Here is a 24,310-nt window from a genome sequence, read left to right on the forward strand (position 1 = left end):
TCGCATGGCCCTCTATCGGGGCGTGGTCTCGGTGCTCTTCGACACCAGCGCCATGCAGGCCACCGAGCTCAACGCGCGTGCCCTGGACGAGCTCCAGGCCCGCGGCATCACCACCCCCGGTGACCTGGTGATCTTGACCCGCGGCGACCATATGAACGCCCACGGCGGCACCAATACCCTGAAGATCCTGACCGTCCAGTAAGCGAGCGAGAGGAGGCCCCATGAGCGAATCCCGTCCCCGCCAGGCGCGCCGACGCCGGCTCCCCGAGCGCAAGCGCATCGCCCTGATCGCCCACGACGGCAAGAAGGAAGAGCTCCTGGCCTGGGCCGAGCGCTGGCGCGACACCCTGGCCCAACACGAACTGCTGGGCACCGGCACCACCGCCCGGCGCGTCGCCGATCGACTGGGACTGGCGGTAGAGGGCCTGATGAGCGGCCCCCTGGGGGGCGACCAGCAGATCGGCGCACGCATCACCGAGCAGCGCCTGGACCTGCTGGTGTTCTTCTGGGACCCCTTCGCCCCGCAGCCCCACGACCCGGACGTCAAGGCGCTGCTGCGCCTGGCGGCGCTGTGGAACGTGCCGGTGGCCTGCAATATGGCCAGCGCCGACTTCCTGTTGAGTTCGCCGCACCTGGCCGAGGCGGTCGATATCGAGATCCCCGATGCCGACGACTGGATCAGCTCACGAAGCTAAGGAAGGCTCGCCACGGCGGCGAAAATGGCCTGATCCACGCAAGACGAAGGGCGCCATTAGGCGCCCTTCACTCGTCCTATCACGGCCGCATCACGCCTCGGCGACGATCTCCACCAGCACCTCCCCCGGGGTCACCCGATCCCCTTTGACCACATGCACCGCCTCGACCCGCCCGGCCTGACGGGCATGCACCTCGGTCTCCATCTTCATCGCCTCGGTGATCAGGATCGCCTGCCCCTCCTCGACCCGCTGACCGACGCCCACCAAGACCTCGACGATGGTCCCCGGCATGGCGGTGGTGACATGCCCGGCCGTAGAGGCCCGGGCGCGGGGCGCGGCGGCCGGCGCCGGCTGACTGGCGCGGGGCTCGAAGACCACCGCCTCGGGCATGCCATCCAGGCTCAGGTAGACCTGGCGACGCCCGCCCACGTCGCGCCCCACCCCGGTGATCTGCACCTCATAGGACTCGCCATGCACGTCGATCACGAAATCGGTGGGCGGTGCCTCGGCCACCGGGCGGCGGGCGGTACCGGTCTCCTCCAGGGGCTCGGGCACCAGGCTGCCCTCCCGGCGCCCGGCCAGGAAGTCGCGGCCGATATCGGGGAAGAGTGCGAAGGTGAGCAGGTCTTCCTCGCGCTCGGCCAGGTCACCGATGGCCTCCCGCAAGCGCGGCAGCTCCGCCGGCAACTGGTCCGCCGGCCGCCCCTGAGCCACCGGCTGATTGCCCACCGCGCGGCTGCGCAGGGCCTCGTCCACCGGCCCCGGCGCCCGGCCATAGCCCCCCAGCAGGTAGCGCTTCACCTCATTGGTGATCGCCTTGTAGCGCTCGCCGCTCAAGACGTTCATCACCGCCTGACTAGCGACGATCTGGGAATTGGGCGTCACCAGCGGCGGATAGCCCAGCTCGGCGCGCACCCGGGGAATCTCCTCGAACACCTCCTGGATCCGCGACAGGGCGTTCTGCTCGCGCAGCTGATTGGCCAGGTTGGACATCATGCCACCGGGAATCTGGTTGAGCTGCACGCCGATATCTTCCCGGGTGAACTCGCTCTCGAAGCGGGCATACTTGGTGCGCACCTCGCGCAGGCCATCACCCAGGCGGCGAATCGCCGCCAGGTCCAGGCCGGTATCCTGGGGCGTCTCCTGGAGGGCCGCCACCAGCGCCTCGCTGGCCGGATGACTGGTACCGCCGGCGAAGGCGCCGCTGCACGTATCCAGGTGGCGACAGCCGGCCTCCACCGCCTTGAGATGGCACATGGCGGCGAGCCCCGAGGTGGCATGGGTATGCAGGTGCACCGGCACCTCCAGGGCATCGACCAGCGCCGCCACCAGCTCGTAGGTGGCGTAGGGCGTGAGCAGGCCCGCCATGTCCTTGATGGCGATGGAGTCGGCGCCCATGGCCACCAGCTGCTTGGCATCGGCGACGAAGCTGGCTCGGTCGTGGACCGGACTCACCGTATAGCAGAGCGCCGCCTGGGCATGCTTGCCGCTGGCCTTGACCGCGGCCAGGGGCACCTCCAGGTTGCGGAAGTCGTTCAGGGAGTCGAAGAGGCGGAAGATATCGATGCCCCCCGCCGCGGCCCGGGCCACGAAGGCCTCCACCACGTCGTCGGCATAGTGGCGATAGCCCACCAGGTTCTGGCCGCGCAGCAGCATCTGCAGGGGCGTACGGGGCAACGCCGCCTTGAGGCGATGCAGGCGCTCCCAGGGGTCCTCCTTGAGGAAGCGCACGCAGGCGTCGAAGGTGGCACCGCCCCACACCTCGAGGGCATGGTAGCCGATGGCATCCAAAGCCGGGCAGACCGGCAGCATGTCCTCGGTGCGCAGTCGGGTGGCGATCAGCGACTGATGGCCGTCGCGCAGCACCAGCTCGGTGAGTCTTACCGGATCGGTCGTGTCAGGCATTCTCTATTGGTCCTTACAGGCCCGCATGGGCGGCGATGGCGGCGGCGATCACCAGCGCCACCTCTTCCGGATGGCGCTTGCTCGAGTAGTCGAGCAGTTCCGGGTGGGTGGCCAGGAAGCCGGTGTCGAAGCGTCCCTCGCGCAGCGCCGGATGCCGCAATATTTCCTCGTAATAGGCCGCCGTGGTCTTGACCCCCTGCAAGCGCATGTCGTCCAGGGCGCGCACCGCCCGGTTGAGGGTCTCTTCCCAGGTCATGCCCCAGACGATCAGCTTGAGACAGAGGGTATCGAAGTGGGGCGGGATCCGGTAGCCGGTATGAATGGCGGTATCGACCCGCACCCCGGGGCCGCCGGGGGCGTAATAGCGGGTCACCCGGCCGAAGGAGGGCAGGAAGTCGTTCTTGGGATCCTCGGCATTGATGCGGCACTGGATGGCGTAGCCGTGGTGACGAATATCCTCCTGGCGGAAGGCCAGCTTGTGACCGGCGGCGATACGGATCTGCTCGCGGACGATATCCACGCCGGTGACCGCCTCGGTGACGGTGTGCTCCACCTGGATGCGTGGGTTCATCTCCATGAAGTAGATCTCGTTGCCACGCACCAGGAACTCCACGGTACCGGCGTTCTCGAAGCCCACCGCCGCGGCCGCCTGAATCGCCAACTCGCCCATGTAGGCGCGCTGCTCCGGGGTCAGCCAGGGGCTGGGCGCCACCTCGATCAGCTTGCGATTACGGCGTTGCAGGGAGCAGTCCCGCTCGAAGAGGTGGATGACCCCGCCGTGGCGATCCGCCAACACCTGCACCTCGATATGCTGGGCGGTGGCGATGCACTTCTCCAGATAGAGCTCGGCCTCGCCGCTCTCCTCGGGCAGGGTTTCCCAGGCCCGGGCCAGTTGGGTGGCATTGTCGCAGCGACGCAGGCCGCGCCCGCCACCGCCGCGCAATGTCTTGAGCATCACCGGATAGCCCAGGCCGTCGGCCAGGGCCCGGGACTCGTCGAGGCCGCCGAGGGCCGCCATGCCCCCCGGGGTTATGGGGATGCCGGCGGCATGCATGACGCGCCGCGCCGCCACCTTGTCGCCGAGGGCGGCGATGGCCTCGCTGTCGGGACCGATAAAGGCGATGCCCGCCTCGGTGCAGATCCGCGCGAACTCGGCGTTCTCGGCGAGAAAACCGTAGCCGGGGTGAATGGCCTCGCAACCGGTCTCCCGGGCCAGGTCCACCAGGCGCCGCGGGTCCAGGTAACTGGCCAGGGGATCGTCACCGACGAAGTAGGCCTCGTCGGCGCGCTTGACGTGCAGGGCGAAGCGGTCCGGTTCGGTATAGATGGCCACCGAGCGGATGCCCATCTCGGCGCAGGCGCGCTCGATGCGCACCGCGATCTCGCCGCGATTGGCGATCAACAACTTCGTGAACACTCAGGCCCTCCGGGGTTGCGTCCATGGCGGGCATGGGGAAGACTGTGCCCGCGGCCAGCCCGACCCCCTAACCTAGCCGGGCCAACACCAATAGAAAAGCCGAATTTTTTTTGCCAACCTATAAGGCAGGGCTTATAGCTAGCGGAAGCGCATCCATGTCACGTCCCAGTCTGCTCAACCGCCTGACCTTTCGTCAGCTGCAGGTGTTCCAGGCGGTCTACCGCCAGCAGTCCTATTCCCGGGCGGCGGAGCAACTCGGCCTGACCCAGCCGGCGGTCAGCGCCCAGATTCGCCAGCTCGAGCAGGTCCTGGAGCAGCCGCTGTTCAAGTATGCCGGCAAGACCCTGCACATCCTGCCCGCCGCCGACGCCCTTTCGGCCTCGGTGCAGGCGATCTTCGGTCAGGTCTCGAGCCTGCAGATGGAGCTCTCGGAGCTGGCCGGCACCATCCGCGGCGAGCTCAACCTGGCGGCGGTCTCCACCGCCCAGTACGTGGTACCGCATATCCTGGCGCGCTTTCGTGCCCGCTATCCCGAAGTCCAGGTCAGGCTGCGAGTGTGCAACCGCGGCCAGGCCCTGGAGCGCCTGGCGGAGCGCCGCGATGATCTGGTGATCATGGGCATGGTGCCCAGCGACCCCAACCTGGCCTTTATGCCGATCCTCGACAACGAGCTGATTCCGGTGGTGTGGCCGGGCCACCCCCTGCTCGGCGCCAAGGCGCCGACCCTGGACGACTTCGCCCACCACTACGTGCTGATGCGCGAGCCGGGCTCGGGGGCGCGCACCGCCTTCGAGGAGTTCGCGTCCCGGGAGCGGGTCTCGCTCTCGCATACCATCGAACTGGGCACCAACGAGGCGATCAAGCAGGGGGTCATGGCGCACCTGGGGGTGGCGGTGCTGCCGCGCCTGGCGGTGCAACTGGAGATCGCCTCGGGACTGCTCGCCTCGCCGCGCCTGCCGGGCTTCCCGCTGCGCCGCTCCTGGTGCACGGTGCACCCCAAGGACAGGCCCCCCTCCCCGGTCACCGAACTCTTCCTGCGCTTCGTGCGCGAGATCCTCCCGGAACTCAATACACACTTCCAGGCACCGCTGACGCCGATGCCGGGCCACGACGTGGCCTGCCTGCCGCTGCAACCCTGATGCGCCTTATCGCGGTTGGGCCCAGGCCAGCCTGTGCCAGTCAGGCGCGGCTGTGGTAAATTACCGGCCTGCAATCCACCTGGTCGCCGGCCCGCCCAGCTTTGCCCCGCTCCGGGAGACAAGCGGCGCTGCGCCTGACCCTGGCAGCCGCCCAGCGGAGGAGCTCACAGCCTTATGAACGACGACACCTCGAAATCGATCTCCAGCGGCGCCAAGTTCCGCACCGAACACGGCTTCACCGCCATCAAGGACGGCATCAAGCAGCGCCGCCAGGAGGGCGAGGCCCCCGAGCTGGGTCGCAAGCCCAAGTGGCTGCGCGCCCAGATCCCCGGCGGCGAGCGTTTCGAGGCGGTCAAGCGCAACGTCAGCGAGCATCGCCTGAGCACCGTCTGTGCCGAATCCCACTGCCCCAACATGGGCGAGTGCTGGAGCAACGGCACGGCGACCATCATGCTGATGGGCTCGGTGTGCACCCGCGCCTGCCGCTTCTGTGCCGTGGATACCGGCAATCCCAAGGGCTGGCTGGATGCCGAGGAGCCGGCCAATACCGCCGAGTCCGTGGAGCTGATGGGGCTGCGCTATATCGTCCTGACCTCGGTGGATCGCGACGACCTGGAAGACGGCGGCGCCTCTCACTATGCGGCCTGCATCCGGGCCATCAAGACCAACACCCCCGAGGTGGTGGTGGAAGCCTTGACCCCCGACTTCGACGGCGTCCACGCCGCCATCGAGCAGGTGGTCGACTCGGGCCTGGAGGTCTTCGCCCAGAACGTCGAGACCGTGGAGCGCCTCACCGAGCGAGTCCGCGACCCCCGCGCCGGCTATCGCAAGACCCTGGAGGTGCTGGCCCACGCCAAGCGCCACAAGCCGGAGGTGCTGACCAAGACCAGCCTGATGCTGGGCCTCGGCGAGACCGAGGAGGAGATCCTCGCCACCTTCGACGACCTGCGCGAGATCGGCGTGGATATCGTTACCCTGGGCCAATACCTGCGCCCCACCCGCAACCACCTGCCGGTGGAGCGCTACGTCACCCCCGAGGAGTTCGAGCGCTTCCGCCAGATCGGCCTGGAGAAGGGCTTCATGGAGGTGGCCTCGGGCCCGCTGGTACGCTCCAGCTACCGCGCCGATCGGGTGTTCGAGAAGAACAACCTGGGCCTGGTCGCTCCCACCGAAGTGCCCGGGCAGGCTCCCGACCCCAATCGCATCGATGCGGTTAACGTCGGTTGAGCGCGCCTAGCAAGACCGGGCACCATCAAGGCTAGCGTCATAGAAGAAACCCCATGGGTACACACCCATGGGGTTTCTCGCATTCATTCCCGGCCGCGACTGGCCGACTAGGCGCTCGTAGCCGGGCGCTCGGCACCGACCAACTCCCTGCCCAGCTCACGGGCCAGGCAGTGCGCCAGGCGCTCCCCCACCACCGACACGTCCGGGCAGTCGTCGACCAGATCCGCCAGGCGGGTCATGGCCATGCCGGCATAGCCGCAGGGATTGATACGCTGGAAGGGCGAGAGATCGCCGTCGACGTTGAGGGCCACGCCGTGGAAGCTGGCGCCTCGGCGGATCCTGAGCCCCAGGGAGGCGATCTTGTTCTCCCCCACGTAGACCCCCGGGGCATCGGCACGCGAACGCGCCGCGACGCCCTGCTCGGCGAGCAAGGCGATCACCGCCTGCTCCAGGGCGGTGACCAGATCGCGCACGCCGAGGCCGGCCCGGCGCACATCGATCAGCGGATAGAGCACCACCTGGCCCGGCCCATGGTAGGTGACCTGGCCGCCGCGATCGCTCTGCACCACCGGAATCTCGCCGGGCATCAGCAGGTGTTCGGCCTTGCCCGCCCGCCCCTGGGTAAAGACCGGATCATGCTCCACCAGCCAGAACTGGTCCGGGGTCTCGGCGTCGCGCCGGTCGGTAACGTCGCGCATCGCCTCCCAGACAGGCAGATAGGGACGGCGGCCGAGGCGATGCAGCTCGATGCTCGCCATCACACCACCATATGCACGCGGCCGGTGGCCTTGAGGGCGGTAAAGAGGCGCTGCAGATGCGCCTCCCCTTCGGCGGTGATGGTCAGGCGCACCGACTGGAAGCGACCATTGCGGCTGTCCACCACCTGGACGCTGGTGTGATCGAAGCCCGGGGCATGGGTCTCGACGATGGTGACCACGGTCTCGCGGAAATCATCGGCGGCGTCACCGACGATCTTCAGCGGGTAATCGCAGGGGAATTCGACCTTGGGGCGCGCCACGGCGCCGGGGGCCTGGCGCAGGTCACGCAGGGAGTTGTCGCTCATGGGAAATACTCGACGCAAGTCATGTCCGAGTATTCTACTCAACCTATCCCCTGCCACCAAGGGAGACGTCGGGGCCCGATGACGCTCGGGCCCCGAGGCAGGCGATCAGCTGAAGAAGCCGCTGATAAACTGGCGGATGGCATCCAGCAGGCGCTTGAAGAGCCCGCCCTGCTCCACCGGCTCCAGGGCCACCAGGGGGCGCTCGGCCACCACCTCCTCACCGAGCATTACCTGCAGGGTGCCCAGGGTCTCGCCGGCGGCCACCGGCGCACTGATGGACTCGGGCAGGCTCAGCCGCGCATTGAGCTCGGCGTTGCGGGCCCGGGGCACGGTGGCCCACAGCGCCCGGTCGACGCCCAGGCGCAGCTCGTCTACCGCACCGCCCCAGATACGCGGGGTGGCGATGGTCTCGCCTTCGTCATAGACCTCGAGGGTCTCGTAGTAGCGGAAGCCGTAGCTGAGCAGCTTCTGGGTCTCCTGGGCCCGCGCCTCCTCGGAGGCGGTGCCCATCACCACCGAAATCAGGCGCATGCCGTCGCGTTCGGCGGAGGCCACCAGGCAGTAGCCGGCTTCGTCGGTATGGCCGGTCTTGAGGCCATCGACGGAGCTGTCACGCCACAGCAGGCGGTTGCGGTTGGGCTGACGGATATCGTTGTAGGTGAAATAACGCTCGGCGTAGATGGCGTAGTGTTCCGGGTAATCGTCGATGATATGTCGCGACAGGGTCGCCATGTCCCGGGCCGAGGAGTAGTGGTTGGCGTCCGGCAGGCCGGTGGGATTGACGAAGTTGGTGTTGTGCATGCCCAAACGGGTGGCGTGCTGGTTCATCAGGTCGGCGAAGGGCCGCTCGCCGCCGGCCAGGTGCTCGGCCACCGCGACGCTGGCATCGTTGCCGGACTGGATGATGATGCCGTAGAGCAGGTCCTGAATGGAGACCTGGGTATCGACCTCGACGAACATCTTGGAGCCCCCGGTACGCCAGGCGTGCTCGCTGATGGTGACCTGGTCGTCCATGCCGATGTTGCCGCGATCCAGCTCCCGCTCCACCAGGTAGGCGGTCATCAGCTTGGTCAGGCTGGCCGGCGGCAGGCGCTCATCGGCGTTGTGCTCGGCCAGCACCTCGCCGCTGTTGGCGTCCATCAGGATCCAGGAGCTGGCCGCCAGCTGGGGCGGCGAGGGAATCATCACCTGGGGCGCCGGCTGTTGAGCCTGGACCGACAGGCTCAGGGTGGCGAGGCAAAGCAGCAGGGTAGCGAGCAGGCGCCGCAGCGGTGAACGGTGGAACGGCTGACTCATAACGCGATATCTCATCGAAGGATGCATGGGGAAAGGGTTACTCGGGACGAATGATCAGGGTCTGGGCGAAACCGGCTCGGCGCAGGGCGTCGCGCAGGGGATCGAGGCGCCCGGCATCGGCCAGCGGCCCCACCTGAACGCGATGGATGCCGGCCTGACTGGCGACCCGCACCGGCTGGCCCAGCTCGGCTTCCAGGCGCACCTTGAGGGCCTGGGCATTGCCCGCCGAGCCCAGGGCCGCCACCTGCAGGAACACGGGGTCGTCGGCGGCCACGACCGGCTCCGGGGACACCGCCTGCGGGGCGGCGGCCGGGGCCTGGCCAGGCGCGGTCGATGCCGGCCGAGGCGCGTCGGAACGACCATTCTCGGCCAGCCACGCCTCGGGGTCGATGGCCTCCACCACCACCCGGCCGGTGCCGGCGTCGAGGATGCCCAGGCGCGCCGCGGCGGCATAGGAGAGATCGATCTCGCGATCCTCGTGGAAGGGGCCGCGGTCGTTGACCCGCACGATCACCGAGCGCCCATTGGCCTGATTGGTGACCCGGGCATAGGTGGGCAGCGGCAACGAGCGGTGGGCGGCGCTCATCTTGTACATGTCGTAGATCTCGCCGTTGGCGGTGGCGTAGCCGTGAAACTTTTCGCCATACCAAGAGGCGATACCGGCACCGCGATAGCCCCGGGCATCGTCCAACACCCGATAGCTCTGCCCCCAGACCTGGTAAGGGGAGCGATTGCCGCCCCGGGAACGCGGCTCGATCCGCGGCACCGCGTCCGGCACCCGCGAGACATCCGGCGGCTCCTCCGGGTAGGCATCGCTGACCCGGGCATAACGTCCGGTGGCGCGCTCGGTGCTCTCATCACCCTCCACGGCACCGGGGCTGGTGGCGACGCCCCCCCCGCCCCCGGCACAACCGGCCAGCAGCAGGACCAGGATCAGCAGGCTCGCGAAGGGGACTCTCATGACTGCGCCTCCCGTGCCGCGGCGATGGCCTCGGCCAGCTCGGTGACCGCCATGGCATAAAGATGACTGTGGTTATAGCGGGTGATCACGTAGAAGTTATGCTGCCCCAGGCGATAGCGATAGCTCACCTCGCCGGCGTCATCCAGGGCGTCCAGGGCCAAGGGGATCACCCGGGCCGCCGGGTCCGGCTCGTCCTGCCGCGGTTCTATCCCCGCGGCGGCCAGACTCGCCAGGTCGGCATAGGGGGGACGCGTCTGGTTGAAGTCGATGCCATCGGGAAGCGCCATCGGGCCCTCGGCTTCGACGTAGATCGCCTCGCCCGGGCGCCAGCCATGTTCGGCGAAGTAGTTGCCGACGCTGCCGATGGCATCCACCGGATTGGTCCAGAGATCGCGCAGGCCGTCGTCGTCGAAATCCACCGCATAGGCGCGGTAGCTGGTGGGGATAAACTGCGGATAGCCCATGGCGCCGGCATAGGAGCCGCGCATCTCGCCGGGCTCCACGCCCTGCTCATGGGTGATCTCCAGGAAGGCGGCCAGTTCGCCGCGGAAGAAGTCGCCGCGCCGCGGGTGGTGGAAGCCCAGGGTGGCCAGGGAGTCGAGCACCCGGTGGCGGCCGGTCACCTCCCCGTAGCGGGTCTCGACGCCGATGATGGCGGCGATGATCTCCGGGGGCACGCCATAGCGCGCCTCGGCGCGCTCGAAGGCCTCGCGGTGAGCGGCGATAAAGTCGACGCCGCGGGCGATGCGCTCCGGCTGCATAAAGATGGCCCGGTACTCGTCCCAGCGCAGGCGACGCTCGGCGGCGCCGGCCATGGCGTCCAGCACCTCCTGGCGAAAGACCGCCTCTTTCAGTCGCTCGCTCGCCCAGGCGGCAGGCACCTCGCGGGCCGCCAGCGTCTCCACCAGGGCCGCCGCGCCCGGATGAGTCGCCGGGTCGAAATCGGCGGCCTGGGACGACAGCGCTATGCCTAGCCCCACCCCCAGTCCTAACAGCCAGGCCGGGCCGGCTTTGACTCGCTTCATGGTCTCTCCTCTCCCTGGTTTGCCGTCGCTAGCGTGGCAGCAGCCGCCGGTGGGCCTGAATGGCCATGAGAATACCGAAACCGGCCATCAAGGTCACGCTGGAGGTGCCGCCATAACTGACCAGCGGCAGCGGCACCCCCACCACCGGCAGGATACCGCTGACCATGCCCACATTGACGAAGAGATAGATAAAGAAGGTCAGGATGATGCTCCCCGCCAGCAGGCGTCCGAAGCTGTCCTGGGCGGTGTTGGCCAGCCACAGGCCGCGACCGATGATCAGTAGGTAGAGCAGCAGTATCGTCACCATGCCCACCAGGCCGAACTCCTCGCCCAGCACGGCAACGATAAAGTCGGTATGCCGCTCGGGAAGGAATTCCAGCTGCGACTGGGTGCCCTCCAGCCAGCCCTTGCCGGTCAGGCCGCCGCTGCCGATGGCGGTGGTGGACTGGATGATGTTCCAGCCCGAGCCCAGGGGATCGCTCTCGGGATTGAGAAAGGTCAGCACCCGCTGGCGCTGGTAATTGTGCATGTTCATCCACAGCAGCGGCAGGGCCGCGGCGGCCAGCGCCCCCATGGCCAGGATAAAGCGCCAGGAGAGCCCCGCGAGCAGGACCACGAAGAGTCCCGCGCAGGCGACCAGCAGCGAGGTACCCAGGTCGGGCTGGCGGGCGATCAACAGCACCGGCAACCCCAGCAGCAGGCCGCAAATCAGCAGGTCACGCCAGCTCGGCGGCAGCGGCCGCCGACACAGGTAGGCGGCGATCATCATCGGCATGGCCAGCTTCATCATCTCCGAGGGCTGGAAGCGCATCACCCCGGGGATCACCAGCCAACGCTGGGCCCCCATGCCCACGTCGCCCATGATCTCCACGGCGACCAGCATGGCCAGGCCGCCGCCATAGGCCAGTGGCGACCAGCGCATCAGAGTCGCCGGCGACAGCCGCGCCAGCATCACCATCACGGCCAGCGCCACGGCGAAGCGGGTCGCCTGGGCCTGGACCACCGGCAGGCGCTGGCCGCTGGCGCTGTAGAGCACCAGCAATCCCCCCCCCATCAGGATCAATAGCAGCGCCAGCAACCAGGGGTCCAGGTGCAGGCGGCTCCACAGCGAGCGGCGCCGCGAAATGCCGCTCTCCGGGGGGCGCACCGGCCGGGTTCGCCAGGGGGCCAGCTGTTCCAGTCGCGTCATCTCAGTTTCCCGTCACCGTGGCGTCGTCGTTGTCGATCCGCTCGCGAAGCTCTTCCACCTCGGGAGCCTCCTCCTCCAGCAGCCAGGCATCGGTCATGGCCCGCGCCAGGTGCGCCGCATGGGTGCTGCCCCCGCCGGCATTCTCGACGATCACCGACACGGCGATCTGCGGGTCCTCCAGGGGGGCGAAGGCCATGAAGAGGGCATGATCGCGCAGGCGCTCGGCCAGCTCCGCGGCGTTGTAGCGCTGATCCTGGCCCAGCGAAAAGACCTGGGCGGTGCCCGACTTGCCGCCCATGCGGTATTCGAGCCCGGCGCCGGTACGACGCGCCGTGCCCTCGTGACCGGTCAATACCTCCTCCATCCCGGCATAGACGCGATCCCACCATTGGTCGTTGTCGAGGACGATGGGCGACTGATCGGGGGGCAGGTTCAGCGGCTCCTCGCCCACCGCCCGGGCCAGATGGGGCGTGACAGTGGTCCCGCGATTGGCCAGGGTGGCGGTGGCGGCGGCCAGCTGCAGCGGGGTCACCATCCAGTAGCCCTGACCGATACCCACCGAGAGGGTCTCGCCGGGATACCAGGGCTGATTGAAGCGCCCGCGCTTCCACTCCCGGGACGGCAGCAGCGCCGGGCTCTCGCCGAAGACATCCGCGCCGACCCGCTGGCCGAAGCCGAAGCGGGTCATACGCTCATGGATGCGATCGATGCCCAGCTCATGGGCCAGGGTGTAATAGTAGGTGTTGTTGGAGACGGCGAGGGAGCGCTCCAGGTCGACTCGTCCGTGCCCCCAGCGCAACCAGTTGCGGTAGCGGCGACTGTCGTTGGGCAACTGATAGTAACCGGGGTCGCGCACCACGGTATCCGGGGTGATCACGCCCTCCGCCAGCCCGGCCAGGGCCAGGAAGGGCTTGATGGTGGAGCCCGGCGGATACTGGCCACGAATGGCGCGGTTGAACAGCGGCAGGTCGATATCGTTCTGCAATGCCCGGTAGGAGGTCACATCGATGCCGGTGACGAACTGATTGCTGTCGAAGCCCGGCGCCGAGACCATGGCGAGGATCTCGCCGCTGGCCGGCTCGATGGCGACGATGGAGCCGCGACGCCCGTCGAGCAGCTCATAGGCCAGGGTCTGCAGCTCCTTGTCCAGGGTCAGGGTCAGGTCCCGCCCCGGCACCGGGTCGCTGCGCCCCAGTTCGCGCAGCACCCGCCCGCGGGCATTGGTCTCCACCTGGCGCAGCCCCGCCTGGCCGTGCAGTGCCTCCTCGTACTGGCGCTCCACGCCGGTCTTGCCGATAAAGTGGGTCCCGGCGTAGTTGCCGGCATCCAGGTTCTCCAGCTCTTCGGCGTTGATGCGTCCCACATAGCCCAGGGCATGGGCCATGATCTCGGCATCCGGGTAATAGCGCAGCAGTTGCGCCTCCACCTCGACACCGGGCAGACGGTGGCGATTGACCGCCAGGCGGGCGATCTGCGCCTCGCTGAGGTCACTCATCAACAGCGCCGGCTGATAGGGCCGCTGACGCTGCCGAGAGCGCTCGCGGAACGCCTCGGCCTCGGCGTCGGGCAGCTCGAGCAACTCCACCAGCAGGGCCAGGGTGGCGTCCAGGTCCTCGACCCGCTCGCGCACCAGGGTCAGGTTATAGGTGGGGCGATTCTCCGCCAGCAGCACCCCGTTGCGATCATAGATCAGGCCACGGGTCGGCGGCAGCGGCTCGATACGCACCCGGTTCTTCTCCGAGCGGGTGATATAGACCTCGTGCTGCACCACCTGCAGATAGACCAGCCGCCCCATCAGGGCGGCCGTCAGCGCCACCACCAGGCAGGCCGCCAATAGCGCACGGCCACGAAAGATGCGCACTTCCTGTTCCGGGTTCTTCAACTGGCGGGACTTACGCATGCAGGAGGCTCGACGACATGAAATCGCTCAACGGTGATAGGGGTGGCCGACCAGCAGGGTCCAGGCCCGATAGAGCTGCTCGGCGAGCAGGATGCGCACCAGCGGGTGCGGCAGGGTCAGCGGCGACAACGACCAGCGCTGTTGGGCACTCGCCGAGAGGCTCGGCGCCAGGCCGTCGGGGCCACCCACCAGCAGCGCCACGTCGCGGCCCTCCTGGCGCCACCCCTCGGCCTCGCCGGCCAGCTGCTCGGTGCTCCAGGGCTTGCCCTCCACCTCCAGGGCCACCAGGTGCTCGTTGCCCTTGAGCCGTTCGCGAATTCGCGCCGCCTCCTGGGCGATGGCGCGAGCCGGGTCGCTGTTCTTGCCCCGGCTGCCCGGGGCGATCTCGATGATCTCCAGGGCGAAGTCCCGGGGCAGGCGTTTACGGTATTCGGCCACGCCGGCCTCCACCCAGGCGGGCATCTTCTGCCCCACCGCCAACACCTTGAGTCTCACGCCAGGCCCCCGTGGCGGCCCTCGTCGGCGTCGCTGGGCAGGTCGGCCCAGAGCCGCTCCAGGTCATAGAGACGGCGGGTCTCCGGCAGCATCACATGCACCACCAGATCGCCCAGGTCCACCAGCACCCAGTCGTCGCCGGCGCGTCCCTCGGTGCCCAGGGGCTGCAGGCCCGCGGCCTTGGCCTTTTCCACCACGTTATTGGCCAGCGCCGCCACATGGCGATTGGAGGTGCCGCTGGCCACCAGCATCAGGTCGGTGACGCTGGTCAGATTGGAGACATCCAGCAGAGTGATGTCCTGGGCCTTGAGCTCTTCCAGGGCATCCACCACCAGGGTCTTCAGGGAATCGATATGCATAGCGCCTCGTGTCATGGCAGGAGTCGAAAACGCCATTCTATCGCGTCTCGCCGCCGGGGGCAGCGCCATCGCCACGATAAAGGTCGCGGGATTCGATATGCCGCCGCACCGCCTCCGGCAGCAGGTAGTGTACCGAGCGCCCCTCGGCCAGGCGGCGCCGAATCCCAGTGGCGGAGATCGCCAGCCGGGTGGGCAGCGCCAGGCGCAAGAGCCCCCCGCGGGGGGCCGCCATCAGGGCCGCGACGGACGTCACCTCGCGGCCGGCCAGCAGGGGTCGGAGCGTCGCGGGCAACGGCGCCTGGTGATCGGGGCGCTCGATCACCACCACATGCGCCTGGGTGAAGAGCCCTTCGGGGTCTCGCCACTCGGCCAGGCGCAGGAAGGCGTCATGCCCCACCGCCATGATCAGCCGCGCCCGCGTGCCGAGCTCGGCGCGCAGGCTGGCCAGGGTATCCACCGAGTAGGAGGGCCCCTGGCGACGCAGCTCGCGATCGTCGGCGACCAGCCCCGGCGTCTCGCCGATGCCCAGGCGCAGCATGGCCAGGCGCTCGGCACTGGAAACGCCGGGAGCGGCGCGATGGGGCGGCACATGGGCCGGAATCATATGCACGCGATCCAGCCCCAGCACCTCGCGCAGCTCCACGGCGCTGCGCAGGTGGCCCAGGTGTACCGGGTCGAAGGTGCCGCCGAGCATGGCCACCGCCGGGGCGCCGGCCGTGCCTTGCTCAACCACGGGTATGACCATCCCCCAGCACCACGTACTTGCGGGTCGTCAGCCCTTCCAGGCCCACCGGGCCGCGGGCGTGGAGCTTGTCGGTGGAGATGCCGATCTCGGCGCCCAGACCATACTCGAAGCCGTCGGCGAAACGGGTGGAGGCATTGACCATCACCGAACTGGAGTCGACTTCGGCGAGGAACCGCCGCGCCAGGCCGTAGTTCTCGGTGACGATGGCATCGGTGTGGTGGGAGCCGTAGCGGTCGATATGCGCCATGGCGGCATCGACGCCGTCCACCACGCGAATCGCCAGGATCGGCGCCAGGTACTCGGCGGCCCAATCCGCTTCCTCGGCTTCCGCCAGCTCGGCGGCGATGGCGCGGCTGCGCGCGCAACCGCGCAGTTCGACGTCATGCTCGGCATAGGCGGCCACCAGCCTGGGCAGCAGGGCCTCGGCGATGGCGGCGTCCAGCAGCAAGGTCTCCATGGTATTGCAGGTGCCATAGCGCTGGGTCTTGGCATTGACGGCGATGGCCAGGGCCTTGTCGAGATCGGCGCTGGCATCCACATAGACATGACAGACGCCATCCAGGTGCTTGATCACCGGCACCCGGGCCTCGGCGGAAATACGCTCGATCAGCGACTTGCCGCCGCGGGGAATGATCACGTCGACGAACTCGGGCATGGCGATGAGCCGGCCCACGGCGGCGCGATCGGTGGTCGCCACCACCTGCACGGCGGCATCCGGCAGGCCGGCCTCGGCGAGGCCGGCACGCAGGCAGGCGGCGATCGCCGCATTGCTGTCACGAGCCTCGGAGCCGCCGCGCAGGATGCAGGCATTGCCCGACTTGAGGCACAGGCTGGCCGCTTCCACCGTGACGTTGGGGCGCGATTCGTAGATGATACCGATCACCCCCAGGGGAACGCGCATCTGCCCCACCTGGATGCCACTGGGCCGGGCCCGCAGGCCATCGATCTCGCCCACCGGGTCGGGCAGGGCCGCGACCTGGCCGAGGCCCTCGATCATGGCATCGAGGCGCGCCTCGTCGAGGGCCAGGCGATCGAGCAGGGCCGCGTCCAGGCCGCTCTCGCGCCCCCGCTCCAGGTCGCGGGCATTGGCCGCCAGCAGGTCGGCCCGAGCCGCCTCGAGGTGCCGGGCGATGGCCTGCAGGGCGGCATTCTTGCGCCCGGTGGTTTCGCGGCGCATCTGGGTCGCGGCCTGGCGGGCGGCCTGGCCGAGCTGGGTCATATAGGCATCGATATCGGTAATCTCGGCGTCGAGCGCGGGGACATCGTTGACCTGGGGGAGGTGACGTGACATGCCGTAGGGTATCTCCTCAAGAAAGAACGCGGTAACGACCGTCCGCCGGGGCGGGGACGTTTCGATGATCAGCAAGAAGGGAACCAATATAAGTCACCATGGATAGCAAGTACAAAGCCCGTCTGTTTCGTGCCGGCCTGGTGGGGGGCGCCCTGCTGCTGGGCTGGCAGGCGAGTCTCGCCGAGGAGGCCAGTGCGCGCGCCCTGCTGGGGCTGGCCGGCCTGTGGCTGTTGACCACCGGCCTACTCCAAGAGCAGAGCCTGCACTGGCCGGCGCTGTTACCCTGGCAACTGGTCCCCGGCGGCCTGTTGGCGGCCCTGCTGTGGGTGGAACCGAGCCATTACGGGGCCTGGCTATGGCTCTGGGCGATCCTGGTGATGCTGCCCCAGCCGACCTGGCTGTTGCCGTTACAGGGGGGACTGGCGGCGCTCGGCTGGTGGCGAGTACAGCAGGACCTGATACCCGAGCAGGGGCTCCTGACGGGCCTGCTGCTGGCCGCGGTGATGCTCCTGGGGCTGGGACGCGCCCTCTACCTGCGCCCCCTGTGGCAAGGCGTCAGCCGACGGCGACGCCTGCTGCCCGGCACCCGCCTCTGGTCACGGGATCAGCTGGTGCGCGACCTCTATCGCGAGCGGCTGCGCTGCGAGCGCAAGGATTATCACGCCGAACTATTGCTGCTGCGCGCGCGCCCCCGGCACTGCTGGCCCCTGACCCGTTGGCTGGTCAGCCACCTGGAGCCGGACGAGAACCTCTACCGGCTCGATCGTCGCACCCTGGCCACCCTGCTGATCAGTCGTGATGCCGCGAGCGGCCGGCAACGCCGCGACGCCCTGCTGGCGGCCCCACCCTGGCCCGTGAAGGCTCGTGCCATCGACCTCGGCAGTCGCCATACCCTGCCCCTGGAGGAGCGCGCCCTGGCGGGCCAGACCCAGCCCCTGGTCACCCTGCCGCCATCGGAGGCCGCCGATCATGCCTAGCGAGGAGAAACTCTGGCCCTCACGGCTCTTCGCCCTGGTCTATGCCGCCGGCGCGGTGCTAATGGGCGGATACGCCCTGTGGCACTACCTGATGGGCGACTATGGCCAGATCACCCTGCCCGCCCTGCTGACCCTGCTGCTGGCCGGGGCCACCCTGCTGCGCCTGAGCCATCACCCGCAGCGTTACCTCTCGGCCTATCTGGTGCTGATCAGCGCCTACCTGTTGATCGCCGTGGAGGTGGCCCAGCTCGAAGGCGGTGCGGGCCTCTGGCTCGGCCTGCCGCCGGTGCTGGCCTTCCTGGTGCTGCCGCCGGGCTCGGCGATCCTTCTCAATGTCCTGCTGGGGGGCTGTGGCTGGTGCTGCTGGTCAGCCCGGAGCAGGCCGGCGAGCTGGCCATGGCCTACCTGGTGCTGACCCTGCTGGGCGCCCTGGCCGGCGGCGAGCAGGCCCGCCAACGCGACCTGCTGGAGGCCACCCGACCCCATGACGACGACTGCGATGCGCTACGCGCCAGCGCCATTCGCGAGCGCCTGGCCCAGGAGTTCATCCGCGCCCGGCGCCTCGATCAGCGCCTCAGCGTGCTGGTGATCCAACTGCCCCAACTGGACGGCCCCGGCGATGCCTACGATAGGCTGACCCGCCGCCAGTGCCTGCGCCGCTTCGCCGAGGTGACCCAGCACGGCTGCCGCGCCCCGGACCAGTTGGGGCGCCTCGACGATGATCTCTTCTGGCTGCTGCTGCCCGACACCGGCGAGAACGGCGCCCTGATGGTGCGCCAGCGCCTGCTGGACGCCGTGGAGCGACTCGCCCTGCCGGGCGGCGACGGCCTCTCCTGCCGGGTAGCGCTATGCGCGCCTCATGACCAGGAGAGCCTCTCCACCTTCGAAGAGCGACTGGGCTTGAAGGCACGACTGCTGCGGGAGTCGACCACATGAACCTCGTCGACTGGCTCTATCAGCTCACCCCCTCTCCCGGCCTGCTGCTGCTGATCGTCGGCGCGATCGCCCTGGTGGAGAGCCTGGCCCTGGTGGGCCTGATCGTACCCGGCGTGGTGCTGATCACCGCCGCCGCCTCCCTGGCCGGTCATATGCAGCTGCCGGTGAGCCTGCTGCTGCTGGTCGCCTTCCTCGGCGCCGTGATCGGCGACGGCTTGAGCTTCGCCCTCGGCCATGCCCAGCGCGAGCGCGTCCCCGGCCTCTGGCCGTTTCGCCGCCATCCGGAGTGGCTGGCGCGAGGGGCGCGCTTCTTTCGCCGCCACGGCGCCCTGTCGGTGCTCTTCGCCCGCTTCGTGGGGCCGGTGCGCCCCATCGTGCCGATGATCGCCGGCATCCTGCACATGTCGCCCTGGACCTTCCTGTGGGTCAACCTGCTCTCGGCGCTGCTCTGGGCGCCGGCCTATGTGCTGCCCGGCTACCTACTCGGGCGCACCTGGCAGCAGTTGCTGGCGATCCCCCCCGGCGCCCAGCAGTGGCTGCTATGGCTGGCCGCCATCGTGACCGGCGCGGCGCTCTGTTTCAGCTGGCTGCGCCACCAGTTGGCCCGGGAGGGGCGCCTCTACCGCTGGCTGGCCCGCATGGCTCGGGGCGGCGGCAATCGGCGACGTCTCTGGCAATGGCTGCGCGCCCCGCGCCCCCAGGGCGAGGTGCCCCTGGCCTCCCTGAGCCTGCTGATGCTCGGCCTGGTGGCGCTCTGCCTGTGGAGCCTCTGGGTCCTGGAAGCCGAGGGCCCCCTGCCCATGGACCGCGAGATTCATGCCCTGGTCGCCGCCCTGGAGTGGCCCTGGCTGACGGCCGCGGGGCAGGCCTTGGCGCGCATCGGCGACGCCTACGGCATCCTGGCATTAAGCCTGCCCTGGTTGGCCTGGCTGCTCTGGGCCCGACATCTCTCCGCCTTCCTGCATCTCGGCCTGGGGCTGGTCGGCATCGCCGTGGCCAATACGCTGTTCAAGCATCTGGGGGGGCGCGCTCGCCCGGAGGTCCCGGACTACCTGAACGGCTCGCTCTCCTACCCCAGCGCCCACACCTCCACCGCCGTGGTGCTGTTCGGCCTGGGCGCCGCCTTCGTCGCCCAGGAGCTGCCGCCCCGGCAGCGTGCCTGGCTCTACTGGCTGGCGATCCTGGCCTGCGTGCCCATGGCCCTGTCGCGACTGGCCATCGGCGTGCACTGGGCCAGCGACCTGGTGGGCGGCGCCTTGCTCGGCCTGGTGGCCTGCGCCCTGGTGCGCCTGAGCTATCAGCGGTTTCCCCATCGCCCCCTGAGCCCGACGCCCTGGCCGGTCCTGGTCATCCTCTCAATATTATTGCTGACGGCAAGGCTGGCCTGGCTACCAGCCACGTAAGCCGGAAGCGCTCCCCTATTGGGTCAAGAGTTTCCTTCCGGCTTCGAGCTTCCAGGCGCGAAGCGCCACCCTTCCGGCTCAGGACGCAGCCCGGGCGGCTCCGGGTATGGCCCGAGCCCCGGATCAACCCAGCGCCAGCCAGGCACCGACGCCGATCATCAGCATTCCCGCCAGGCGATTGAGCAGGCGCACCTTGCCGCGCTCGCCCAGCAGGCGCCGGGCGCCACGCCCGCCGCTGGCATAGAGCAGCAAACAGGTGAACTCGATGGTCAGGATCATCGCCACCAGCACGGCCAGCTGCGGCCCCAGGGGACGGCCGGCATCCAGGAAGGGCGGCAGCAGGGCGACGAAGAAGGCCCAGCCCTTGGGGTTGGCCACGGCGGTGACCAGCCCCTGGGTGAAGAGCTCACGCCGCGAGGCCCGCGGCACCGACACCTCTCCGGAGGGAATCGCCATCCGCCCCCGGGAGCGCCATAGCTGCACCCCCAGGTAGGCCAGGTAAGCCCCACCCAGCCACTTGAACAGGGCGAAGGCCTCGGGGTAACGCAGCATCAGGGTCGCCACCCCGGCGCCGGCGGCCACCGCCACCAGCCCCACCCCCAGCAGCTCGCCGGCCATCATCCATAGGGTGCGCCTGACGCCCTGGGTCATGCCCAGTACCATGGCCAGGGTCATGCATAACCCCGGGGTCAGCGAGACCAGGAAAAACGTGGGCACGAAGACCGACAACTGGGCCAGTCCCATCATCGCAATAACCTCCTTGTTATCAATAACCCACCAGGGGCCAGGCTCCCCTCGCGGCTTGTCCCTATTCCCCCCAACGGGGCATTAAGCGGTGCTCGATGCCCAACTGATTGAGGATCCGTGCAACGATAAAGTCGACCAGGTCCTCCACCGTCTGCGGCTGGTGATAGAAGCCCGGCGCCGCCGGCAGGATCACCGCCCCCAGGCGGGTCAGGCTGAGCATATGCTCGAGGTGGATCGCCGAGAGTGGCGCCTCCCGGGGCACCAGGATCAGTTGGCGACGCTCCTTGAGGGCCACGTCGGCGGCGCGCTCGATCAGGTTGTTGCTGGCCCCCGTGGCCACCGCAGACAAGGTGCCCGTCGAGCAGGGGCAGATCACCATGGCCGACGGCGCCCCGGAGCCAGAGGCCACCGGCGCCATCCAGTCCTCCCGGGCGAAGCAGCGGATCTGCCCGGGCCGAGCGCCACAGCGCTCGGTCAGCGCCTCGGCCAGGCGCTCGGGCTGGGCCGGCAGCTTAGCCTCGGTTTCGGTGCTGATCACCAGGTGAGCGGCCTTGGAGATCATCACCCAGACTTCCCGGTTGGCCGCCACCAGGGCCTCGATCAGGCGCAGGCCATACTGTGCGCCGGAGGCCCCGGTCAGGGCCACGGTGACCGGCGAGCCGAACGCCCCCTCAGCCATGGGCCACCTCCAGGGCGGCCAGCAGCTTGTCGTGGATGCCGCCGAAGCCGCCGTTGGACATCACCACGATACGATCGCCGGGACGCGCCTCGGCCACCAGGGCACGAACCAAGGACTCGATCTCCGCCTCGATGCGTGCCGGCACCGGACTGGCGGCCACGACCTCCTCCAGCGACCAGTCGAGCCCCGCCGGCTGGTACCACCAGACCGCATCGGCCTCGCTCACGCTATCGCCGAGGCGGGTCCGCAGGCTGCCCAGGCGCATGGTATTGGAGCGCGGTTCGATCACTGCCAGCAGGCGCCCGCCATCGCCGGCGGCCTTGAGCCCGCCCAGGGTGGCGGCGATGGCGGTGGGGTGGTGGGCGAAATCGTCGATCACCCGGATACCGGCCACCTCGCCGCGCAGCTCCTGGCGCCGCCGCGGGGTCTCGAAGCGCGACAACGCCGCCGCCCCTCGAGCCAGGTCCAGGCCGCACTCATGGGCCGCGGCCAGGGCCGCCAGGGCGTTGCGGGCGTTGTATTCGCCGCTCGAGGACCACTCCACCACGGCATCCGCCTCGCCATGCATCACCCGGAAGCGGCTAGCGTCCGGACGCTCGAGCACGAATTGCCAATCGCTGCCCGCCTCGGCGCCGAAACGCACCACCGGGCTCCAGCGTCCCATCGCCAGCACCCGCTCCAGGGCCGGGGCGTTATCGGCCACCAGCAGGCGCCCCTTGCCGGGCACGGTACGCACCAGGTGGTGGAACTGCCGTTCGATGGCCGCCAGGTCGGGGAAGATATCCGCGTGGTCGTACTCCAGGTTGCCCAGTACGGCGATCTCGGGGCGGTAGTGAACGAACTTGGAGCGCTTGTCGAAGAAGGCAGTGTCGTACTCGTCGGCCTCCACCACGAAGGGCGCCCCGGGATCGCCGAGGCGTGCCGAGACGCCGAAGTTGCGCGGCACCCCGCCGATCAGAAAGCCCGGCGCCAAGCCGGCGCTCTCCAGCAGCCAGGCGGTCAGGCTCGCCGTGGTGGTCTTGCCGTGGGTACCCGCCACGGCGATCACCCGCCGCCCCGGCAGGACATGCTCGGCCAGCCACTGGGGCCCGGAGACATAGGGCAGGCCGGCATTCAACACCGCCTCCACCTCCGGATTGCCTCGGGACAGGGCGTTGCCGATCACCACCAGGTCCGGTGCCGGCGAAAGGTGCTCTTCCGCGTAGCCCTCTTGCAGGGTGATTCCCGCCGCCGCGAGCTGGGTGCTCATGGGCGGATAGACATTGGCGTCGGAGCCGCTGACCGTATGCCCCAGCTCCCGCGCCAGCAGGGCCAGACTGCCCATGAAGGTGCCACAGATTCCGATGATATGCAGATGCATCCCGAGCCTCCTTGACGATGGCGGGAGACTAGCATGGGCCCGAAATCGCCACCAGCGAGGCCGTCGACCTCACACGTCGATGGCCGAGGGGCGCTGGGGTAGGACGGAGCAAAGCGTGCTAACGGCGATAGCCCTGCCCCAGTCTGCGGATGCAGCCAACGCCACTTTCGACTAAGATAGGCCACCGACTTTACCCCCCTATGACGATCAGAAATCCAGGAGCGAAGCTGCCCCCATGGCCACGCACAACGCCTTCTATGCCCAGTCCGGTGGCGTCACCGCCGTTATCAACGCCAGCGCCTGTGGCGTGATCGAGGCCTGCCGCCGCCACGACGACCGCATCGGCAAGGTCTACGCCGGACACAACGGCATTATCGGCGCCCTCACCGAGGATCTGATCGACGTGTCCCAGGAGTCCGACGAGGCCATCGCGGCGCTGCGCCACACCCCCGGTGGCGCCTTCGGCTCCTGCCGCTACAAGCTCAAGGATATCGAGACCCACCGCGCCCAGTACGAGCGCCTGATCGAGGTCTTCAAGGCCCACGATATCCGCTACTTCTTCTACAACGGCGGCGGCGACAGCGCCGACACCTGTCTCAAGGTCTCCCAGCTCTCCGAGAAGCTCGGCTACCCGCTGACTGCCATTCACGTGCCCAAGACCGTGGACAACGACCTGCCGATCACCGACAACTCCCCCGGCTTCGGCAGCGTGGCCAAGTACATCGCCACCTCCACCCGGGAAGCGGCCCTGGATATCGCCTCCATGTGCGCCACCTCCACCAAGGTGTTCGTCCTCGAGGTAATGGGTCGCCACGCCGGCTGGATCGCCGCCGCCGGCGCCCTGGCCGGCGAGGGCGAGGGCGAGCCGCCCCACCTGGTGATCTTCCCCGAGGTGGCCTTCGACCGGGAAGCCGTGATGGCTCGAGTCGACGAGGCGGTGCGCAAGTACGGCTACTGCGTGATCGTGGTCTCCGAGGGCGCCCACTACGGCGACGGCACCTTCCTCGCCGACTCCGGCAACACCGACGCTTTCGGCCACCGCCAGTTGGGTGGCGTAGCGCCGACGCTGGCCGGCATGATCAAGCAGGACCTGGGGTACAAGTACCACTGGGCCGTCGCCGACTACCTGCAGCGCGCCGCCCGCCACCTGGCCTCCAAGACCGACGTGGAGCAGGCCTATGCGGTGGGCAAGCATGCCGTGGAACTGGCCCTGGCCGGCAAGAACGCCATGATGCCCGCCATCAAGCGCGTATCCGAGGCGCCCTATGAGTGGGCCATCGAGGCCGCGCCCCTGGCCGAGATCGCCAACCGCGAGAAGTTCATGCCCAAGGAGTTTATCCGCGAGGATGGCTTCGGCATCACCGAGGCGTGCCGCCGCTACCTGTCGCCGCTGATCCAGGGCGAAGACTTCCCGCCCTTCGAAAACGGCCTGCCCAAGGTGGCCAAGCTGAAGCTGGCCAAGGTCGAGCGCCGCTTGCCCGACTTCACCCTCTGATCGACC

25 protein-coding genes are annotated in these 24,310 nt (G+C 68.8%); 9 read left to right on the forward strand and 16 right to left on the reverse strand.

The annotated features are described in order from the left end of the window. Together HPA02_RS12100 and HPA02_RS12105 are read left to right on the forward strand one after the other, a co-directional pair. On the forward strand, positions 1 to 202 hold a 202-nt coding region (locus tag HPA02_RS12100), incomplete at its 5' end, for a pyruvate kinase alpha/beta domain-containing protein (RefSeq protein WP_276508216.1). Between the two features lie 19 nt (positions 203 to 221). Beyond that, positions 222 to 695 carry a methylglyoxal synthase gene (locus tag HPA02_RS12105; RefSeq protein ID WP_146803460.1) on the forward strand — a complete coding sequence of 158 codons (474 nt, stop codon included), beginning with the start codon at positions 222 to 224 and terminating at the stop codon, positions 693 to 695. Between the two features lie 90 nt (positions 696 to 785). On the opposite strand, the gene oadA is transcribed toward HPA02_RS12105, so the two are convergent. Continuing rightward, positions 786 to 2,600 carry a sodium-extruding oxaloacetate decarboxylase subunit alpha gene (gene oadA / locus HPA02_RS12110; RefSeq protein WP_146803461.1) on the reverse strand — a complete coding sequence of 605 codons (1,815 nt, stop codon included), beginning with the start codon at positions 2,598 to 2,600 and terminating at the stop codon, positions 786 to 788. Between the two features lie 13 nt (positions 2,601 to 2,613). Then, positions 2,614 to 4,017 carry an acetyl-CoA carboxylase biotin carboxylase subunit gene (locus HPA02_RS12115; RefSeq protein WP_146803462.1) on the reverse strand — a complete coding sequence of 468 codons (1,404 nt, stop codon included), beginning with the start codon at positions 4,015 to 4,017 and terminating at the stop codon, positions 2,614 to 2,616. Positions 4,018 to 4,172: 155 nt separating this feature from the next. On the opposite strand from HPA02_RS12115, the gene HPA02_RS12120 reads away from it, so the two are divergent. Both HPA02_RS12120 and lipA read left to right on the forward strand, forming a co-directional pair. Then, the gene (locus HPA02_RS12120) at positions 4,173 to 5,156 is read left to right on the forward strand and encodes a LysR family transcriptional regulator (protein WP_146803463.1); all 984 of its coding nucleotides are present in this window, start codon (positions 4,173 to 4,175) and stop codon (positions 5,154 to 5,156) included. A 174-nt stretch (positions 5,157 to 5,330) separates the two neighbouring features. Next, positions 5,331 to 6,383 (forward strand): lipoyl synthase, encoded by a 1,053-nt coding sequence (gene lipA, locus HPA02_RS12125; RefSeq protein WP_146803464.1) that lies wholly within the window; start codon positions 5,331 to 5,333, stop codon positions 6,381 to 6,383. Positions 6,384 to 6,490: 107 nt separating this feature from the next. Here lipA and lipB read toward each other — a convergent pair whose 3' ends face one another. The 11 genes from lipB to HPA02_RS12180 form a co-directional block, all read right to left on the reverse strand. Beyond that, complete coding sequence (gene lipB, locus HPA02_RS12130) at positions 6,491 to 7,141, reverse strand: lipoyl(octanoyl) transferase LipB (protein ID WP_146803465.1); 651 nt, start codon at positions 7,139 to 7,141, stop codon at positions 6,491 to 6,493. Further along, on the reverse strand, positions 7,141 to 7,446 hold the full coding sequence (locus tag HPA02_RS12135) for an HP0495 family protein (RefSeq protein ID WP_146803466.1): 306 nt from the start codon (positions 7,444 to 7,446) through the stop codon (positions 7,141 to 7,143). The genes lipB and HPA02_RS12135 overlap by 1 nt, the downstream gene beginning before the upstream one ends. 105 nt (positions 7,447 to 7,551) lie before the next feature. Next, entirely contained in the window at positions 7,552 to 8,742 is a 1,191-nt protein-coding gene (locus HPA02_RS12140) for a D-alanyl-D-alanine carboxypeptidase family protein (protein WP_244945922.1), read from the reverse strand. Positions 8,743 to 8,779: 37 nt separating this feature from the next. After that, positions 8,780 to 9,703 (reverse strand): septal ring lytic transglycosylase RlpA family protein, encoded by a 924-nt coding sequence (locus HPA02_RS12145; RefSeq protein ID WP_146803468.1) that lies wholly within the window; start codon positions 9,701 to 9,703, stop codon positions 8,780 to 8,782. Then, positions 9,700 to 10,728, reverse strand: coding sequence for a lytic murein transglycosylase B (gene mltB, locus HPA02_RS12150; RefSeq protein WP_146803469.1), 1,029 nt, complete (start codon positions 10,726 to 10,728; stop codon positions 9,700 to 9,702). The genes HPA02_RS12145 and mltB overlap by 4 nt, the downstream gene beginning before the upstream one ends. Before the next feature lie 28 nt (positions 10,729 to 10,756). Beyond that, the gene (gene rodA / locus HPA02_RS12155) at positions 10,757 to 11,917 is read right to left on the reverse strand and encodes a rod shape-determining protein RodA (protein ID WP_146803470.1); all 1,161 of its coding nucleotides are present in this window, start codon (positions 11,915 to 11,917) and stop codon (positions 10,757 to 10,759) included. Position 11,918: 1 nt separating this feature from the next. Further along, a complete protein-coding gene (gene mrdA, locus HPA02_RS12160; protein WP_146803471.1) occupies positions 11,919 to 13,817 on the reverse strand; it encodes a penicillin-binding protein 2 in 1,899 nt (632 codons plus the stop codon). Between the two features lie 27 nt (positions 13,818 to 13,844). Next, positions 13,845 to 14,312, reverse strand: coding sequence for a 23S rRNA (pseudouridine(1915)-N(3))-methyltransferase RlmH (gene rlmH / locus HPA02_RS12165; RefSeq protein WP_146803472.1), 468 nt, complete (start codon positions 14,310 to 14,312; stop codon positions 13,845 to 13,847). Then, positions 14,309 to 14,671 carry a ribosome silencing factor gene (rsfS, locus tag HPA02_RS12170; protein ID WP_146803473.1) on the reverse strand — a complete coding sequence of 121 codons (363 nt, stop codon included), beginning with the start codon at positions 14,669 to 14,671 and terminating at the stop codon, positions 14,309 to 14,311. Before rsfS ends, rlmH begins: the two co-directional genes overlap by 4 nt. Before the next feature lie 37 nt (positions 14,672 to 14,708). Further along, on the reverse strand, positions 14,709 to 15,365 hold the full coding sequence (nadD, locus tag HPA02_RS12175; RefSeq protein WP_232341210.1) for a nicotinate-nucleotide adenylyltransferase: 657 nt from the start codon (positions 15,363 to 15,365) through the stop codon (positions 14,709 to 14,711). Between the two features lie 31 nt (positions 15,366 to 15,396). Then, the gene (locus HPA02_RS12180; protein WP_146803475.1) at positions 15,397 to 16,707 is read right to left on the reverse strand and encodes a glutamate-5-semialdehyde dehydrogenase; all 1,311 of its coding nucleotides are present in this window, start codon (positions 16,705 to 16,707) and stop codon (positions 15,397 to 15,399) included. A 98-nt stretch (positions 16,708 to 16,805) separates the two neighbouring features. On the opposite strand from HPA02_RS12180, the gene HPA02_RS12185 reads away from it, so the two are divergent. Genes HPA02_RS12185 through HPA02_RS12200 form a run of 4 tightly spaced genes read left to right on the forward strand, consistent with a single transcriptional unit; the run spans position 16,806 to position 20,023 of the window. Next, on the forward strand, positions 16,806 to 17,684 hold the full coding sequence (locus HPA02_RS12185; RefSeq protein WP_146803476.1) for a hypothetical protein: 879 nt from the start codon (positions 16,806 to 16,808) through the stop codon (positions 17,682 to 17,684). After that, the gene (locus tag HPA02_RS12190) at positions 17,677 to 18,099 is read left to right on the forward strand and encodes a hypothetical protein (RefSeq protein WP_146803477.1); all 423 of its coding nucleotides are present in this window, start codon (positions 17,677 to 17,679) and stop codon (positions 18,097 to 18,099) included. The genes HPA02_RS12185 and HPA02_RS12190 overlap by 8 nt, the downstream gene beginning before the upstream one ends. Beyond that, entirely contained in the window at positions 18,042 to 18,620 is a 579-nt protein-coding gene (locus HPA02_RS12195; RefSeq protein ID WP_146803478.1) for a diguanylate cyclase domain-containing protein, read from the forward strand. Before HPA02_RS12190 ends, HPA02_RS12195 begins: the two co-directional genes overlap by 58 nt. Then, the gene (locus HPA02_RS12200) at positions 18,617 to 20,023 is read left to right on the forward strand and encodes a bifunctional DedA family/phosphatase PAP2 family protein (protein ID WP_146803479.1); all 1,407 of its coding nucleotides are present in this window, start codon (positions 18,617 to 18,619) and stop codon (positions 20,021 to 20,023) included. The genes HPA02_RS12195 and HPA02_RS12200 overlap by 4 nt, the downstream gene beginning before the upstream one ends. 123 nt (positions 20,024 to 20,146) lie before the next feature. Here HPA02_RS12200 and HPA02_RS12205 read toward each other — a convergent pair whose 3' ends face one another. The 3 genes from HPA02_RS12205 to mpl all read right to left on the reverse strand — a co-directional run bounded on the left by HPA02_RS12205 (position 20,147) and on the right by mpl (position 22,809). Then, positions 20,147 to 20,770: a LysE family translocator gene (locus tag HPA02_RS12205; RefSeq protein ID WP_186809978.1), complete on the reverse strand. Its 624-nt coding sequence runs from the start codon at positions 20,768 to 20,770 to the stop codon at positions 20,147 to 20,149. Positions 20,771 to 20,831: 61 nt separating this feature from the next. Further along, positions 20,832 to 21,449 (reverse strand): flavin prenyltransferase UbiX, encoded by a 618-nt coding sequence (locus tag HPA02_RS12210; protein WP_146803480.1) that lies wholly within the window; start codon positions 21,447 to 21,449, stop codon positions 20,832 to 20,834. Further along, a complete protein-coding gene (gene mpl, locus HPA02_RS12215) occupies positions 21,442 to 22,809 on the reverse strand; it encodes a UDP-N-acetylmuramate:L-alanyl-gamma-D-glutamyl-meso-diaminopimelate ligase (protein WP_146803481.1) in 1,368 nt (455 codons plus the stop codon). The genes HPA02_RS12210 and mpl overlap by 8 nt, the downstream gene beginning before the upstream one ends. A 235-nt stretch (positions 22,810 to 23,044) precedes the next feature. On the opposite strand from mpl, the gene HPA02_RS12220 reads away from it, so the two are divergent. Next, positions 23,045 to 24,304, forward strand: a complete 1,260-nt coding sequence (locus tag HPA02_RS12220) for a 6-phosphofructokinase (protein WP_146803482.1) — start codon at positions 23,045 to 23,047, stop codon at positions 24,302 to 24,304. Positions 24,305 to 24,310 lie beyond the last annotated feature (6 nt).

Origin of the sequence: Bisbaumannia pacifica (assembly GCF_007989625.1) — a bacterium.
In the GTDB taxonomy this organism is placed as follows: Bacteria; Pseudomonadota; Gammaproteobacteria; order Pseudomonadales; family Halomonadaceae; genus Bisbaumannia; species Bisbaumannia pacifica.